Genomic DNA, 16897 nt, shown 5'->3' with positions numbered 1-16897 from the left:
GTCTAGCGGTCGAGTGCGCTCAGAGGAACAGCGTATTCTGTTTAGCGGAGACGGGGGCGTTCGTGTTCGTCGAGGTTGGACGCGTGTCGCTGGATTTTGGTCGGCCACTCGCTAGGAAATTGACTCAGCCTCCCCCGCAATTGGCGAGGTTAGATTAGGCTCTAACGGAGAAAGGGGAAAGCGTCAGTTTCAAGACGCCCCGCCGTGGTCGCCTTCGCGGCACGAATTTTATAGATTTTGCAGCGGCAGCGGGTTCCCGTTGTCTCCAAAACTTCTGTTTTTAATAACATTGCATTGAATAGCCTGATGGATACCCCCCCGAACGACCTTTCCATTGCGGATCTTCAGCAGCACATCCGCCGCATGTATTACGACAAAGACGTCGCCCGAGGCGTCGATGGCACGTTCATGTGGTTGATGGAAGAGGTCGGTGAGTTGGCGTCGGCCCTTCGCGGCAGTGATCGCGAAAACCTGCAGGAAGAATTTGCTGATGTGATCGCTTGGCTGTTCACGATTGCTAACGTCGCGGACGTGAACTTGGCGGACGCCTTGTCCGCCAAATATGGCCAGGGGTGTCCTGGGTGCCGGCATTTGGAGTGTCAGTGCAGTTTGGATGAGAAGCCATGAGGGAGTGCTCCTGTTTCGCGACTGCATCCCGGCCAACGGTGACGCTCGCTCACGCCATTTCGCTCCGCAACGCCCCCGAGGTACCATCGTGGGGTCTGTTGCTCGGTGGATGGGCGGTCATCGTCGCGGCGTTGTTGTCGCTCCCTGCTGCGACCGCTCAAGAATCGCTCGCGTCGGAGCCGGATATCGCTGAGAGGCTGGGTATCGAAGGGCATTATCGAGCCGGGCATTGGGCCTCGGTGCGGTTGCCACCGCAGCACGGCGGTTCGGTCGAATTGGAGACGACCGACGGCGATGGTGTCGCGGTGGTCTATCAGCAGGAGTTCCTGCAGGCGTCACACGGGCAGGGTCCGACGTCGAGTTTTGCCTACGCGATTCCGGGGACGGAAGCCGCACCGCTGATCCTCCGCAGTCGCGATTCATCGTCAGCAGCCCAGGCGTCTGGTGAGGATGCCGGTGGTGAGGTGATTTGGGACACCCGTTTTGCCGAAGTTGGGGTGCCCGCCGAGGGACCGTCGATGGTTCCTGTTGGCATGCCTTGGGCCGTCGTTATCGGTAACCCACTGGGGATCGACACGATTGGTGCCAACGAGTTGCTCGACCGGAGCGCCACCGTAGCGGTCACCCGTGTCGACGAGGCGGGGGCCGTGCCTGATCACGTGCTCGGATTTTCCGGTGTCGATTTGATGTTGATCACCGCCGAAGGCACTGATGTGTTGTCTGGACTTTCCGCTGCGCAAGGCGAGGCGATTGCGAGTTGGGTGCGAGGTGGCGGCCGTTTGTTCGTGACTTTGGGTGCCAAGGCGGGACCACTGTTGGAGGCCGCCGGGTGGCTCGCCGAGCTGTTGCCTGATCAGATTGTTGAATCCTCCGTAGTGAGCATGGATCCGTCCGGCTTCGAAACGTTCACCAACAGTCAGACGCGTTTGCAGGGCTTTGACGCGTGGCAGTTTCCCAAGGTCATCGGCGCCGGTGGCACGACGTTGTCGCGCGTTGGCGAGGTGTTGATCGCGGGCCGTACCTCACGACGCATTGGGTTGCCTCTGGCGATTCGCTATGCCGCAGGGATGGGCAAGATCACGCTGGTTGCCGCCGACCTCGATGCGGCACCGTTCACTCAATGGCCTGAGCGTCTCGATCTGGTTACGAAACTGACGGGAGACGTCCTGAGTGAGAAACGCAGTGAGGTGGGTAGCAGTTTTCGCGTCAGTGGGTATTCGGATCTGTCGGGGCAAGTGCGGCGGAGTTTGGATCATTTTCCGATCAAACGCAGCGTCGGGTTTTCGATCATCGCGCTCATCATCGCTGGGCTGGTGGCGCTGGTGGCGCCGTTGGACTACCTGGTCGTGCGGCGTGTGTTTGGGAACCCATTGCTAGGTTGGATGACGTTTCCCATTGTCGCGGTGCTCCTGTCGGTTGCCTTGGTGATGGCGGCGGCCCCCCGAGTCGAACTCGATTCGTCGGTCGAAGCGGCGGCCGCGGAGAAGGATCCCTTGCTCCGTCAACGCGGTTTGGAGATTCTCGATGTCGACGGCTCGACTCGAACAACGCGTTTGTTTCATTGGTCCTACCTGTATTCGCATCCTGCTCAGAGTGTGAATGTTCGCGCCGTGCCCAGCGAACCACTCGCTGAGCTGACGGACACGACGACGTATCAGGTATTGCAACCCTTTGGTGCTCCAGGCCGCGAGATGGGGGGCATTCAGATCGATGCCTGGAATGCGCCGATCCATGTTCCACTGATGTTGCTGGATCCTCCTCGGGAGTCGCAGCAGGGCCAGGGTGAACCCAGTTTAACGAGCCGTATCGACTCGCTCGAACTGGCGCCGCGTAGCAGTAAATCATTGGCGTTGCAGATGCAGCTGAGCACCCATGTGAACGCCTCTCCGGTGCAGAGGCGGCGCGGTTCCGAGCTGTTGCAGGGCGAGCTGATCAATCCGTTTCCAGTGGACTTGCTCGATGCGATGTTGATTTATCAGAACTGGGTTTACTTTCTGCCAACACGATTTCCCGCGTCAGCAACAATCGAGGACATCGACAGTCTGCGGCAAAAGAACTTTCGTTGGCAATTGTCGCGTCAGCGAGCTCTTGAAAGCTCCTCGCAAACCGAGGCGTGGGACGTGACCCAAACCAACCAGCCCGTGCGGCTTGCCGAGATGGTGATGTTTCACGGTGTGGTTGGTGGAACCCGCTATACGGGACTGCAGAACGAAATTCTGGGGCATCTCGATTGGACGGATCTGCTCAATGAAGACCGCTGTATCCTCGTTGCACGGTGCCGTGACCCGTGGACGACTCTGAGCATCGAGGCGGACACCCAGGAACCCTCTCCCGCGATCGTGCCGCCGGGTGAGACAGATAGCTGGGTTCGCATTGTCCTTCCTGTTGAGGAAGGACGCCGCGAGTGAGGGACAGGCACGCGGCCTGTCAAAGCGTAGGACTATTTGTGCCTGTTGATTCCATCTTTTTTACTTTTCTCCGGCTAGTATTGTCGTGATCAAAACCGTTGACTTGACCAAGAAATATGGCGATGCGTTCGCTATCCGAGCTATCGACTTGGACCTCGAAGCGGGCGATCTGTTCGGCTTCATCGGACCCAACGGGGCTGGCAAAACGACGACGATGCGGATTATCGCCACGCTGCTCGAGCCGAGTTGGGGCGAAGCCTATGTGTGCGGGCACAGCGTCCACACTCAGCCCAAAGAAATTCGCCGATTAGTCGGCTACATGCCCGACTTCTTCGGTGTCTATGACGACATGACCGTGGTCGAATATCTCGAGTTTTTTGCGGCCGCGTACCGGATCAACGGGCCCGATCGCCGCAAGCGTGTCAATGAGATGCTCGATATCGTCGATCTCGACTTCAAACGCGACGCGTTTGCAAACACCCTCTCACGGGGCCAAACGCAACGCCTCGGGCTCGCCCGGACCCTGCTGCATGACCCTCAGGTTCTGCTGCTCGACGAACCTTTGTCGGGGCTGGATCCACGGGCCCGGATCGAGATGCGGAACTTGCTGCGGCGTCTCGGCGAGATGGGAAAAACTGTGATCGTCAGCAGTCACATTCTGCCCGAGCTAGCGGATGTTTGCAATAAAGTAGGGATTATTGACCGCGGCGAATTGAAGCAGAATGCCAGGGTCACCGAGGTGATCCGGATGGTGCGCGAGCATACCGTATTGATTATCCAGCCTAGCCAACGGGATCAGATGCAACAGATCGCAGATCTGTTTGAGAACCATCCACTCGTCCAGTCCACCCAGCCCGGTGACGACGCGGTGCGCGTGATTCTCAACAGTGATACGGATGACTACAGTGAGCTACCCAAGCTTCTCATCGAGAACGGTATCAATCTCCGCCGCTTCTCCGAAGAAGAGCTCGATCTGGAGTCCGCCTTCATGGCGCTCACCCAGGGCACGAGCACTCGGATGTGATCTGGATGTTGTTTCGCATCCATCGTCAGCCATGTCGCTATCCGTACGGTAATTATGAAACGTTGTGAACTCGGTTTTCCTCAGCATCGGTCGGCACGGAATTGGCTCGATGGTTGTTTACGGATTGTCATCGCGGTCCAGTGTTTTGGTCTGGCGGGGCGCTATCTGTTCTCGCCGAACGAGCGAGAGAGTGATGTTTTTGAGTGGCTGCAGTTTGATTTTCACTGGCCCGAACCGCTCGTCCAATCCATCGACAATGCCGGGGCGTGGTTAACGCTCGCCGCAGGTTTACTGCTATGTGTGGCGGGTATCGTTCGTCCCAGAATGGATCCCGAATCGATGCTGGGTCGATCGCTGCGGTGGCTCGACGGCACCGCCGCTCTCTGGATCGCCGTTTGGGTTTTTACGATGGCTGTTGCGCATCGGATGCGGGCGACGCTGTATGCCGATTTAACGTTTGCAGAGGACGCCGTCCGGTACGTCGCTCCGCTGGCACTGCTGCTGTTGATTAATCGTCCGACTCGCCGTCTCGAGATCGAACGGGGCGGTTTCCAGGCTGAGCGGGCGGCAGTGATATTGCTAATGCTGGCCGCCGCCGCGACGTTCGCCGCCCACGGCTACAAGGCGATCGAGTGCTATGGTCCCTTCATGGATCTCGTTTTGCTTTCGGACATGCGTTGGACGCAGTTTTATCCGAGCGAGTCGACCGTGCAGCGGTCTCTGGTCGCGATCGGCGTGGTGGATCTGTTGGTCGCCATCTTGCTGGTCGTCGCACGCTGGCCCGCGGTTGCGTTCTACATGGCGGTGTGGGGCGGCGTGGCGGCAGCGAGTAGAATGACGGCGTTTGGGTTCAGCGCCTGGCCGGAAACTCTCCTCCGGGCCGCCAATGGAGGCGTGCCACTAGCGATTCTGGGATACTGGATTGTTTCCCGCCGCCAGCGTTCCGTTCAGCCAGAGACGACCGCTTCGCCCGATACTTCTACACCTCACCAATGCGAGACCCCATGACACTGATATCGATGATTCAGCCAACCGCCCCTTCGCGCCCGGCGCGTACGGTTGCTTTCCTAGCCGCTGTTTTTTTGGCATTCATTTCTAACGCAAGAGCCGACGCTCCTTTGGAGGGAACCCAGCCCGCGCAGTGGCGTGTGGTCTGGGCAGACGATCCAGCGACATCGGCGACGATCGTGTGGAGTACGGCGGAGCCGGGAAGACTTCATTCCGTTGAGTACCGCGTGCGAGGTGAGGATGCCCAACCCGCCGTCCAGCTCGCCCGTTCAGGACGGTACACCGGTGGGGACGCCGAACTCTACTACCACCGCGTCGAGCTGACCGAGCTGGAGCCCGCGTCAGCATACGACATCAAGATGATTAGTGATGACGAAGAATCACCGGTGTTCTACTTCGTGACGGCCCCACCCCATGACCGCGATTTCAGCATCCTTCATGGCGGGGACTCGCGTTCGGACCGGGACACTCGGCGAAAAATGAATGCGATGATGGGGGAGATGTTTGCGAGTTCCCATGATAACGATGAACCTGCCGACGATATCCTCGCTGTCGCCCATGGTGGCGACTATATCGTCAACGGAACGAAAATGAAGCTTTGGTCGGAGTGGTTGTCGGATCATGAATTGACGACCACGCCCGACGGCCGGCTCCTGCCGATCATTCCGGCTCGCGGCAACCACGATCATGGCAAACCATTCAATCAGGTCTTCGGGTTTCCCGAGGGCGATTTGAATTACTACGGCCTCAACATCGGCTCCCAACTTCGCTTCATCACGTTGAATTCCGAAATCAGCACGGCCGGCGACCAAGCCAGTTGGCTCACCGAGGAGCTCGCACGCAGCCGGCCCAAAAATCGCTGGCTGCTCGTCCAGTACCACCGGCCTGTCTATCCAGCGGTGAAGGGACCCGGCGCGGGGCTGCAGAGCTGGGTTCCGCTCTTCGAACGGTTCAATGTCGATTTGGCGTGTGAAGCCGACGGGCACAATATCAAACGCACGGTGCCGATCCGCGGTGGTGCCATGGACGAGTCAGGGGTTATCTATATCGGCGAAGGTGGATTGGGCGTCCCGCAACGAACACCCAAGACCGATCGTTGGTTCATCCAATCTCCCGGGATGGCAGACAAGGGGAACCATGTGTTCGTGCTCACCTTTGGGAAGCAAACACTCCATGGAAAGTGCGTCTTGCTCGGCGGCGAGGTGCGAGATGAATTTTCAATCGACGCTCGCACCGCGCCATAAGCTCGATAGGCGGGGGGGCGTCAGTCGATCGCCCGCAGCGGGAACTCTTTGCTAGGAACGTGTTCGCGGCCTGCGATGGATTCGACCTTTGCGATCACATCAGGGTGTTCCGCAGCGACGTCGGTGGTTTCCCCGACGTCGTTGGCCAGGTCGTAGAGCTGCCATTCGGGGACGCCAGCGTTTGCTTTGGGGCGTCTCGCGAGTCCTTTGCGGATCGCTTTCCAATCTCCCACGCGGACAGCTTGTTGCCCGCTGTAGCCAGGCGATTCCCAGTACAGGAATTCGTGCTGCGTTTGCTGGTCGGTGTCGCCCAGCAGTGTAGGCAGAAAACTGACCCCGTCGAGGTTCGGTGGTGGTGTTTGCCCGGCGACGTCGCAGAGCGTGGGCAAGAAATCCCACCAGGCGCCGGCCCAATCGCTTTGCTGCGGTCCTTCGATATGGCCCTGCCAGCTAGCGACCAGGGGGACGCGGATCCCGCCTTCATCCATCTGGCCCTTCAGACCCTTGAACGGCCCTGCGGAGTTAAAGAAATCGCTATCCGATCCGCCCAGACGATCGTAGGTGGGGCCGTTATCGGAGGTGAACAAGAACAGGGTGTCCTCACTCAGGCCGAGCGACTCAACCTGGTCGATGACTTGCCCGATTCCTGCGTCCATGTGAGTGACCATGGCTGCGTACCCAGCGCGTGGGTGGGGGTGCGGTAAATAACCCCTGTGAACGTGATCGGCTTCCTCGATGGTTTCGAGGTAGGGCTGCAGAGACTCCTCGGGGACTTGGATCGACAGATGGGGGACGGCCATCGGCAGGTAGACAAAAAACGGTCCTGCAGCCTGGTCCTCGATGAACGAACAGGCTTCGTCGATGAATTGATCTTGCGAGTAGGTCTCGCCCGATTGTGATCTTGTGTTGCCTGCTTGGAGTTCTTTTTGTCGATTACGCCACAGGAAAGTGGGGTAGTGGTTGTGAGCGTGGACTTGGCAGTTGAAGCCATAGAACAAATCGAATCCCTGCGTGTTCGGGTCGCCGGAGGTGCCGAAATGGCCGAGGCCCCATTTGCCGAACGCGGCGGTAGCGTAGCCGCGTTCTTTGAGCAATTCGGGCAGCGTGATCTCTTCGGCGGGGATCGGGATTTGACCAGGGAATTCGAATCCCATCTGCTCGGCGAACTCGGGGTCGTGCTTGGGATTGCCGTTGCTACGTACGAAGGCGTGGCCGGGATGTTTGCCGGTGATCAGGCAACAGCGACTTGGGGCGCAAACCGCGTTGCCGCTATAGAAGTTCGTAAAACGGACGCCGTTTTTCGCCATCGCATCGATCCGCGGCGTGCGAATGATCTCCTGGCCGTAGCAGCCAAGTTCTCCATAACCAAGATCGTCGGCGACAAAGAGCACGATATTGGGGGGTGAGTCGGCGGGCCGCTCAGCGAGAACGGCTGCCGGTGATGCGCACGTCAGCAACGCGGAAAGTAGAAATGGGATGCGTCTCATGGTTTAGCTTAGTCCGTTCATCGTACCGGTGCTGCTGGCGAAGTTGTCTATCTCGAGCCCATGCTTTTGCAACAGGGACACGTAGAAATTCGCGAGCGGATAATTGTTCTTTTGGCTGAAGGCCAGGTGCCCAGCATGACAAAATGGTCCGCCGCCGACCATCACAGGCATATTTTGGTTGCTGTGGTTCGATGCGTTCCCCAAGTTGCTCGTCAACATGGACGTGGTATCGTCGAGGAGGCTGCCGTGCGCATCATCCACCTGTTCGAGTGATCGCAGGAACTCGCCCCACTGGTCGACGATGGCCTCTTCGACGATGGCGAGTTGCGATAGCTTGGCTTCGTCGCGTCCGTGGTGGCTGAGTGAATGGTACCCTTGGTCAACGCCTTCGATAGGGACAACACCGCCGCCGGCGGGCAAGTGCAACGTGATGTACCGAGACGAGTCAGTCTGCAGAGCGAGGTTCACGACATCGCACATGGTTTTGAAACGCCCGATCAGATCGCTCGGATTGCGAATATCCACGGGTTGTTCGGCATCGACTTCGGGTTTGGGACGCCGCGCCCATGCTTCGGATTGTTGCATGCGGTGTTCGAGTCCACGGACGCTTGTGAAATAGGCGTCGAGGCGATCGCGATCTCCGCGGCCGAGAGTCCGCTGCAGCGAGCGAGCGTCTTCGGCGACAACATCCATGATACTGCGTCCTTGCCGCACCCGAGCGGCTTGCTTGCGTCGCTCCGCGCTTGATTTGTCAATAAACAGTTCTGCGAACAAGGACGCAGCGGAAGTGGTGGGTGAAATAATCGCGCCGCTCTCGGTATAGCAGGGGCTCGACGTGCCGCTCGTCGCCAAAACCAAGGAAGGGAACCTGGTCGCGTTGCCAAGATGTTTGGCGAGTAGTTGATCGATGGAAATCGAATTGACCGCCCGCCCCGCCGACCCCATCGGTATGCCTGTCAAAATGCTCGCTTCGGCGCGGTGTCCGCCCGTGACACCGGGGTGCGAGACCCCCGAGGCGACTGTCAAGCGATCACGCAGATCCGAGAGTGAGCGGAGATAGCGAGAAGGCTTGTATTGCTTCCCTTCGCCCTCGGGCATCCAGTTCTCGCTGACCAGCCCGAGGCCCATCGTGACGGCCACGAATCGCCGTGGTTGATCGCGAGCATTGTCATCGCTTCCGGCGTCGCGTGCGAAGGCGGACCGCATCGCCGACAGCCAAGGTAGGCTCATCGCAACACCACTGCCTTGCAGCACGGCACGGCGCTGCAGTCGCTTTTGAAAATTGAACTGAGTGGATCGATTTTTCATGGTGATAGCCTACTTATTAAGGAATGTATCCGACGCCACGACCGCGTGCAGGATCGAGCGGAATCCGTAGCCAGTCGACCGCGTCTGATCGACGATTTGACGGAGTACTGGACGGTCCGAAAATTGGATTTTGGCGGCGGTGGCGTACACGAGGAGCTGAGATGCTAGGTTCGCGGCGAGTCGTTCATCGTCCGCAGCGACGAGCTGACGGAACTCGTCGAAGGTCTCAAAGGACTGTCCATCGGTCATCGTGTAGCTGGGGTCGACGCGGGGCCCGCGTTGGTACTTCTTGCCTTTGAGTTGCAGATAACGATCACGCCATTGTCCGCCCGCGTCGAAGACCTCCATGGCAAATCCAGGAGGGTCAAAGTGGCGATGGCAGGACGCACAAGATGCGTCCGATGCGTGTTTGGCGAGCAATTCACGGATGGTCGTTGCACCACGAATATCGGGTTCGACCGCCGGGATATTGCTGGGCGGTGGCGGAATCTCCTCTCCCAGCAAACGCTCGCAAACCCAAACCCCACGTAGCACCGGTGAGGTATCATTGCCGTTGGCCGTGACCTTCAATACCGAGCCATGGCTGAGCAAACCACCGCGGTGCGTCGTTCGATCGAGCGAGACGCATCGCATCTGATCGTCGAGGGAAACGTCGTCTAGAATCTCGCTCTCATCGATACCGTAGTAACGCGCCAAACGCTCGTTGAGAAATGTCTCGTCACTATCGATCAGCTGAGCCACGGGGCGATTTTCGTCAAGCAGCTTTTGTAGGAACAGATGGGTCTCTTGCAGCATCGCGTTTTGGACCAGCAGGTCGAAGTCGCGAAACAGGCGGCGGTCAGGTTCCGTGTCATTGATCTCAGTGAGGTCAAGCCATTGGGAGGCGAAGTTCTCAATGAATCGCTGGCCACGTGGCGTTGCGAGCAAGCGGTCGGTGTGATGCTGCAATTCGCTCGCGGAGTTCAGTTCACCCTCGGCCGCGGCGTCGCGGAGTTGCTCATCGGGCATCGAACCGCACAAGAAATAGCTGAGCCGGGACGCGACCGACCAATTGTCCAATCGCCCTTCCCCATCGGTGTATTCGCAGAGATAGAGAAACCTGGGAGAGCACAGCACCGCGCGGTAACCCGCCCGCAGGGCTTCGACGTAGGCGTGTTCACGGTCGGCGCCTTCGGCCATGCTCTGATGCCACGCTGCAACAGTGAAATCCGCATAGGGCTGCCATGCCTCCCGCTCGGTCGGTCGGCGAAACGCCAGCTGAGAGAAACGCTGGATCTGCTGCGACAATCGCCCTGAGACATCGGCATCGTCGAGTTTCGAAAGATTCGGGAGGCTGCGTTTGGCCTGCTTGCTGAAGTGCAGTGAGTCGCGGCCGAACAACGCCCGTCGGACGGTGTTGACCTCGCCAGCGGGATGGATCCGTTCCATGGTGAGGTGATGAATCGCCACCCCTGGTACGTTTTTGTCTTCGCCTTCGCCAAAGCCGACTTGACCTCCCTGGAACCCCGCGCGCGGCAGCGTCATGTCGGCGGGACGAATCTCCAGTTTGTGGTCCGCCGACAACCAGGCGTCCCAGGTCATCGTTTGTGGCTCTTGGGTCGCACGGAACGAGCCGATCCAGTTCAGCAGCGGCGAGTGAGAAACGCATTCTCCGCTGCGGACGCTGCACCAAACACCCGGTTCGGTCGCCGTAGTTGGGGGCGTCTTGGAGTTCGATCCGGCAGTCGGTTTGACCGCCGATGCTGTCACCGTGATCCGGTACCAGCCCGGATCACGCACTGTCGTTGAGCTGATACGACCATAGAAAATCAAGCCGCTCGACCAGGTCACCGCGAGTCCTTTGCGGAGTTCGGGCTCGCGGTTGCGCTGGCCGGGTTTCTTTCTCGCGATTTTTGCTGGAGCGTAATCGAGCGACAGATCGCGGGACGGGCGTGTCGCGCGATCGATCGTCGCGTCGAGGGCGGCGTCGATCACCCGCAGATGAGTTTTCAACTGGAAGTGAGACATCGTTTGGGCGTCTGCCAAATGCACGAACCCGTTCGATCGCGACTCGGGCGGCATCAATCTCGCCAACGGGACGTCGATCCGGAGCAGGTCTTGGAGAGTGCGTTGGAGCTGCAGATTGGTCAGGCGGCGGCCCTGGACGCGGCCATCACGCTGGCGGTAGAAGCGGGCGGCGGTCTCGAGGGCATCCCCGGTCGGTGGGAGGAACGATTCCAGTTCTTGGCGATCCAAGGCACCGTCCTCTGGAGGCGGCATCTCACCTTTCTCGATTCGGTCGTAGACCCGCACCCAGGTTTCATAGTCAGCCGGATCGTCGAGGTTTGTGACCAGCGACGTGACATCCATCCCGCCTTCACCATCCGGGCCGTCATGACAGTCCAGGCAGTGCTCCTGCAAAAAATCCACGGAGGATTGGGGGATTTCACCCGCGGCGGGAGTCTGCGCCACACTGACGCCCGGCGTCCATAAGATCAGCCCTAGAATCAGCCACGGGGCGACGATCGGCAGGCTAGAGAAAGCACGCATGATCTACACATCGGTGGTTTTGAGGTGGGGAAACAACTGCTGAGGGTGGGGGAGGAAGAGATGCAGTCATCGGGGAGGGGCGGCCATTTTAACGCATTGAATCACTCATGGGAAACGAAATTCAGCTTTTTTCGGAGTATCCTATGACGTCTCGCCGCTCATGTCGGTTCCGGTCGTGCGGGATTTCCGATGCCAATTGGATCTTGCGGGAGTTGCTGCCGACAGCAGTTCTATCGCCTCGCCGCGCCTCAATGGGGGGCGTCGGAGGCACATGGCATGGTCGCGCGTCTGAACAGGCAGGAAAGTAAAATTCATGGAATTCCTTCGCAACTTCATTACTGACGGACCGATTCTGCCGCTCTTTCTCGCCATCGCGATCGGCTATGCGATTGGCAAAGTCCGCATCGGGCCCTTCTCGCTGGGGGGGCTTGGGGGCACGCTGCTGGCTGCGATCGGGATCGGACTGTTCGGTGTCGAGACCGATGAGAACATCAAGTCGTTCGCCTTTGCGATGTTTATTTATTCACTTGGCTTTGTCAGCGGCCCACAGTTCTTCGGCAGCCTTGGTCGCAAGACGCTGGGCCAAGTTCATCTCGCATTTTTCTCCGCATTCGTGATTTTCTTCACGATCTGGGTTTTGGCGCAAGTCTTCGGGCTCGATAAAGGTACGGCAGCAGGACTGCTGGCCGGGGCGACCACCGAATCGGCATCGATCGGGACGGCGGGCGAAGCGCTGCGGAATCTCGATTTGCCCGATGCCGAGGTCGACCAACTGGAGAACAACATTGCTGTGACCTATGCGGTGACGTACCTATTTGGGTTGATTCTTGTGGTGACCTTTGCCAGTCGGATCGCGCCGAAGTTGATGGGGGTGAAGAACCTGAGTGAATCGGCTCAAGAACTGGAGCGGAAACTGGGGAGCACGACGCGGCTGCATCCGGGGCAATTCGAATTTTTGCGAGATATCGTCGGCCGGGTTTACGAGACGCACTCCGACGTCGGGGCGGGCACCACCGTGGGCGCCCTGAGGTCTCGTTTTGGTCACGCAGTCACGATCCAGTCGATTGATCGTAATCAAGAAGCGATTGGGGTCGGTCCCGATCTGGAGCTTCAGGCCGGGGACATGGTCACGCTGTTGGGGCTGCCTTCTGCCGTCGTCGCCGCCGGCAGAATGCTGGGGCCGGAATCCACCGAGAAGCGATTGACCAAAGGATTGATCGGCGAAGTTCGGGACGTGGTTGTGACCCGGGTCAATCGCAACGGCACGACCGTGGGCGAACTGCGCCAGTCGATCGATCCTGAAAAGCAACATGGCGTCTATGCAATCGAACTGATGCGGATGAACCGCGAGATACCGCTGTACCCCCAAACAGAGGTCCAGCGTGGGGACGTGGTGCGATTGGTGGGCATGCCTGAAGCCGTCGACCGGGTCGCCGATGAACTCGGATATCAGATCGAACCGAGCGACGCGGTCGATTACATCTACTTGGCGTTGGGGATTATTGCCGGGATGCTCATTGGTAGTGTCTCGATATCGATTGCGGGCTCTCCCGTCTCGCTGGGCATCGGCGGCGGATGTCTTGTGTCCGGGCTCGTTTTCGGTTGGTTGAAATCGCACTATCAGACCGTCGGAAACCTGCCTCCGGCAACCGCACTGCATCTCCGCGATTTCGGTTTGGCGGTCTTCATCGCCAGTGTCGGCTTGGCTGCGGGGCCGCAGGCCTGGGACGTGATCAGTGAGCGTGGCGTGTTGCTTCCTTTGCTTTCCATCTTCGTGGTGCTCGTCCCGATGATTGCCTCGATGCTCTACGCGCGTTTTGTCGTCGGCATGGATCCGGTACTCGTGACCGGGGCACTGGGTGGTCTGTTGACCTGCACGGCAGCCCTTAACGCTTCGGTGGCCGAAGCCGACAGTGAACTGCCTGTGTTGGGGTACACCGTCCCTTACGCGATCTCCAATGTCCTGCTCACTCTGCTCGGGCCCGTCATCGTGCTGACGGTTTAGGGGGCGTGTCCGAGACGGGGTACTTCTCCGCATTTCGGATCATCTTGGCGCGGAGGGTCGTCGAAAGGTCGATGTCGAGCCTGTTGGCGATCGCCAGCAGGTAGGCGAGGCAATCGGCGACCTCCTCGCCGACCGCCTCGCGAGATTCGGGCGCATCCATCACGGCGAGAGATTGCTCGGCCGTGAGCCATTGAAAGTGTTCCATTAGCTCCGCCGTCTCAATCGCTAAGGACATGGCGAGGTTCTTCGGGTTGTGAAATGCGTGCCAATCTCGCTCGTCGACGAAATCATCTACGACGCGTTTGAGCTGAGTCAGGGTAGTTTCGTCGTCGGTAGGGGCGTCGTCGGTGCCGGCGTGCGATTCTTTCATCGGGATGACTTTGGAGGGCGGTGAGGGGTTTGTTGGGTGAGGGGAAGTGTGCCCATTGTACGCCTTGGTGGGAATGCGCCGGTCGCGATCGAATTGGCAGTTCAGATCGGGAGGCCCTGCAATGATGGTCGATGACGAAGAAACCGATAGGCAGTTTCCATGCACCCACTCGGTTCCCGCAGATCCCTACGAATGGACTCGTATGTTTTCGCTGATCACTCGCTACCGCCACTCGTGTCGACACGTCTGCTCAACCAAGATCTCCGCGCTGCGATGCGGGTTCGTGGCACTCGTCGTATCGGTCGTGGGGTGTCAATCGCCAATTCGGGCGCTCGTCGGTGGCAACATGAATCTGGCTGGCAACATGGGAGTTGATGGTGACATTCAGATGAACGGTGAGATGGTGACGGTGACCCGTACCGACAACACCGCCTCCCCCATTCAGAGCGTCGTGATTGATGGGCACGCCGATCATACGAGTGGCCGGATTGCGATTGTGGATGTGGACGGCCTGATCGTGAATCGAAATTTCAGTGGCCTCAACTCCATGGGTGAGAACCCCGTGGCGGTGTTTCGAGAGAAGATGCGTCGGATTGAATGTGACGGCTCCATCTCGGCGGTGGTCCTGCGGATCAATACGCCCGGCGGAGGCGTGACCGCTACGGATATTCTCGCCCATGATGTGGCTCGATTGAAACAGTGCCGAGACATTCCCATCGTGGCATGTTTGATGACGACGGGGTGTGGCGGTGGGTACTATCTGGCGACCCATGCCGACCAGATTGTCGCTCATCCGACATCGGTGGTGGGCGGAATCGGCGTGATTCTCAATAGCTACAACATGGAAGATACGCTGGGGCAATACAACATTGTCCCCGTGCCTGTGAAGTCGGGCGACAAAATTGATCTGGGGTCCCCGCAGCGGACGATGGAGATCCCCGAGCGGGCGATTTTGCAAGCGATGGCGGACCAGTTTCATGAACGCTTCATCGAGCAAGTCAAACGCTCTCGGGGTGCGAGGCTGCCGGCCCAAGAGTCGCCTCTGACGCTGGGGCTGAGCGACCAAGAACGGGACGCTGAGAATGCTGGCGCAGTCGCCTCATTCGATCCCAACGAGATTTTTGATGGGCGCGTTTGGACCGGCATGCAGGCGGTCGAGCAAGGCTTGGTCGACAGTACCGGGTATCTCGATGACGCGATCGATATCGCGGGGCGGATGGCGGGGTTGGCTGGCAACGCACCCGTGGTATTGCTACGCCGCGACAATGATCGAGCCCTGAGTGAATTTGATGTCACTCCGAACTCGCCGATGAGTTCGTTGCTGCCGATCAGCATTCCTGGCCTCGATCGCGCCAAGATGCCGACCTTCCTCTATCTCTGGCAGCCCGAACCCAGTTTCGTGACGGCCGCAGGTTGACCAGCAGGCACCGATTGGGCGATGGCGATCCCGTCGACTGCTTGTCTCAATTCTGCTGAGCTACGCTGTGAGGTTAATCGACCGAGCCACGTACCGAAACACTTTTGGCATGCGCAGTGAGCCCTTCCTTCTCGGCCAATCGGACGACATCGGCCGCGATGGCTTGCGTCGCATCGGGAGCAAAGGAGGTGACGCTGCCCGATCGCAGGAAGCTGTTCACAGACAATCCCTCAGCCCATTTGCAGGTCCCCCCGGTCGGCAGCACATGGCTGGGCCCGGCAGCGTAGTCGCCCAACGCCACCGGGGTGTGGTGGCCGAGAAAAGCGGCGCCACTGTTGCGAATTTCGGCGATCAAGTCGTCAGGGGCAGCTGTTTCGATATGCAGGTGTTCGGGGGCGAACGAATCGGTGAGCTGACAGGCTTGCTCGGCGTCTCGCACCAGGATCAGGGCGCCGAAATCGGCTAGTGCGTCGCGCACCAAATCGCTTCGCTGGAGATCAGCCAATTGCCTTCGCAGCTCGGTTTGAACGGGCTCGATCAAGTCGGCGTGCCACGTAATCAGAATCGCCGAGCCCGGGGAGTGCTCGGCTTGAGCGAGCAAGTCCGCGGCCACGAATGCGGGGTTTGCGGTTTCGTCTGCTAGCACAATGACTTCGCTCGGGCCTGCGAATGAATCGATATCCACTGTGCCGAAGACCTGCTTCTTGGCCAATGCGACGAATAGGTTTCCCGGGCCGACAATTTTGTCCACGGCGGGAAGTGCATCGCAGCCGAACGCCATCGCGGCAACCGCTTGAGCTCCCCCGCACCGATAGACTTCGCGGAGCCCGAGTTCGTGGCAGGTTGCGAGCATGTCGTTGTTGTAGGCACCAAAGGGCGTCGGCGGCGCTACCACCGCGATTTCGTCAACGCCAGCGACTTGGGCGGGGACGGCCGTCATCAGCACGGTCGAGGGGTAGGCCGCGGCGCCGCCGGGGACACAGATCCCTACCCGGCGCAGCGGCACGTAACGCTGTGTCAATCGCACGCCCTGCCGCGGTTCGATGCTGACGTCACTGTGTCGGATCGCGGTTTGGAATTGGATAATGTTGTCGCGGATTCGCCGAACAGACTCGAGGAAATCGGGATCGGCTGCCGCGTGAGCGGCCGCCAGGTCGGCGGCGGGGACACGCAAGGTTTCGCCGCTGAGATCGGCGCCATCGAGGGCACTCGTGTAACGCAGCAGAGCCGTCGTTCCCTCAGCCTGGACATCGCGGCAGATCGTGTCGACCACCTCAACGGGTGTCAGGGGTTTGCCAAAGACCGCTTGGGTTAATTCACGCCCCCGAGGGCTGACCAAGTCACCACGCGGGCTGAGCTTCTCACGCAGTTGGGCGAGTACCTCGTCGCCGCCCTGACGCGCATCAACGAATCGAATCATGGAATCAGTGGGTTGGGTCATGACGATAGCTTGAAGGCCGATTGCGGTGG

General features: G+C 59.4%; 12 protein-coding genes. 7 read left to right on the top strand and 5 right to left on the bottom strand.

Features of this window, described 5'->3' with window-relative positions; translation table 11 throughout:
• Positions 1 to 306 precede the first annotated feature (306 nt).
• From CA85_RS00110 to CA85_RS00090, 5 genes are all read left to right on the top strand, one after another.
• Entirely contained in the window at positions 307 to 627 is a 321-nt protein-coding gene (locus tag CA85_RS00110; RefSeq protein WP_146389045.1) for a MazG nucleotide pyrophosphohydrolase domain-containing protein, read from the top strand.
• Complete coding sequence (locus CA85_RS00105; RefSeq protein ID WP_246112360.1) at positions 624 to 3035, top strand: hypothetical protein; 2412 nt, start codon at positions 624 to 626, stop codon at positions 3033 to 3035. The genes CA85_RS00110 and CA85_RS00105 overlap by 4 nt, the downstream gene beginning before the upstream one ends.
• An 85-nt stretch (positions 3036 to 3120) precedes the next feature.
• Positions 3121 to 4059 (top strand): ABC transporter ATP-binding protein, encoded by a 939-nt coding sequence (locus CA85_RS00100; protein ID WP_146389043.1) that lies wholly within the window; start codon positions 3121 to 3123, stop codon positions 4057 to 4059.
• 54 nt (positions 4060 to 4113) lie between these two features.
• Positions 4114 to 5067 (top strand): hypothetical protein, encoded by a 954-nt coding sequence (locus CA85_RS00095; protein ID WP_246112359.1) that lies wholly within the window; start codon positions 4114 to 4116, stop codon positions 5065 to 5067.
• Complete coding sequence (locus CA85_RS00090) at positions 5064 to 6311, top strand: purple acid phosphatase family protein (RefSeq protein WP_246112358.1); 1248 nt, start codon at positions 5064 to 5066, stop codon at positions 6309 to 6311. The genes CA85_RS00095 and CA85_RS00090 overlap by 4 nt, the downstream gene beginning before the upstream one ends.
• 20 nt (positions 6312 to 6331) lie before the next feature.
• Here CA85_RS00090 and CA85_RS00085 read toward each other — a convergent pair whose 3' ends face one another.
• Genes CA85_RS00085 through CA85_RS00075 form a run of 3 tightly spaced genes read right to left on the bottom strand, consistent with a single transcriptional unit; the run spans position 6332 to position 11635 of the window.
• Positions 6332 to 7798: an arylsulfatase gene (locus CA85_RS00085; protein WP_146389041.1), complete on the bottom strand. Its 1467-nt coding sequence runs from the start codon at positions 7796 to 7798 to the stop codon at positions 6332 to 6334.
• Between the two features lie 3 nt (positions 7799 to 7801).
• Positions 7802 to 9106 carry a DUF1552 domain-containing protein gene (locus CA85_RS00080; RefSeq protein ID WP_146389039.1) on the bottom strand — a complete coding sequence of 435 codons (1305 nt, stop codon included), beginning with the start codon at positions 9104 to 9106 and terminating at the stop codon, positions 7802 to 7804.
• Positions 9107 to 9115: 9 nt separating this feature from the next.
• Complete coding sequence (locus tag CA85_RS00075) at positions 9116 to 11635, bottom strand: DUF1592 domain-containing protein (protein ID WP_146389037.1); 2520 nt, start codon at positions 11633 to 11635, stop codon at positions 9116 to 9118.
• A 313-nt stretch (positions 11636 to 11948) separates the two neighbouring features.
• On the opposite strand from CA85_RS00075, the gene aspT reads away from it, so the two are divergent.
• Positions 11949 to 13640, top strand: a complete 1692-nt coding sequence (aspT, locus tag CA85_RS00070) for an aspartate-alanine antiporter (protein ID WP_146389035.1) — start codon at positions 11949 to 11951, stop codon at positions 13638 to 13640.
• Here aspT and CA85_RS00065 read toward each other — a convergent pair.
• Complete coding sequence (locus tag CA85_RS00065) at positions 13621 to 14010, bottom strand: nucleotide pyrophosphohydrolase (protein ID WP_146389034.1); 390 nt, start codon at positions 14008 to 14010, stop codon at positions 13621 to 13623. The genes aspT and CA85_RS00065 overlap by 20 nt on opposite strands.
• Positions 14011 to 14293: 283 nt before the next feature.
• On the opposite strand from CA85_RS00065, the gene CA85_RS00060 reads away from it, so the two are divergent.
• Positions 14294 to 15427: a S49 family peptidase gene (locus CA85_RS00060; protein WP_246112357.1), complete on the top strand. Its 1134-nt coding sequence runs from the start codon at positions 14294 to 14296 to the stop codon at positions 15425 to 15427.
• A 73-nt stretch (positions 15428 to 15500) separates the two neighbouring features.
• Here the strand turns inward: CA85_RS00060 and hisD are convergent, their stop codons facing one another.
• Entirely contained in the window at positions 15501 to 16868 is a 1368-nt protein-coding gene (gene hisD / locus CA85_RS00055; RefSeq protein ID WP_146389032.1) for a histidinol dehydrogenase, read from the bottom strand.
• Positions 16869 to 16897: the final 29 nt, after the last annotated feature.

The sequence above is a fragment of the Allorhodopirellula solitaria genome, assembly GCF_007859855.1.
GTDB lineage: Bacteria > Planctomycetota > Planctomycetia > Pirellulales > Pirellulaceae > Rhodopirellula > Rhodopirellula solitaria.
Note: the sequence above shows the minus strand (reverse complement) of the source record. Positions and strands in the feature narration are given on the sequence as shown.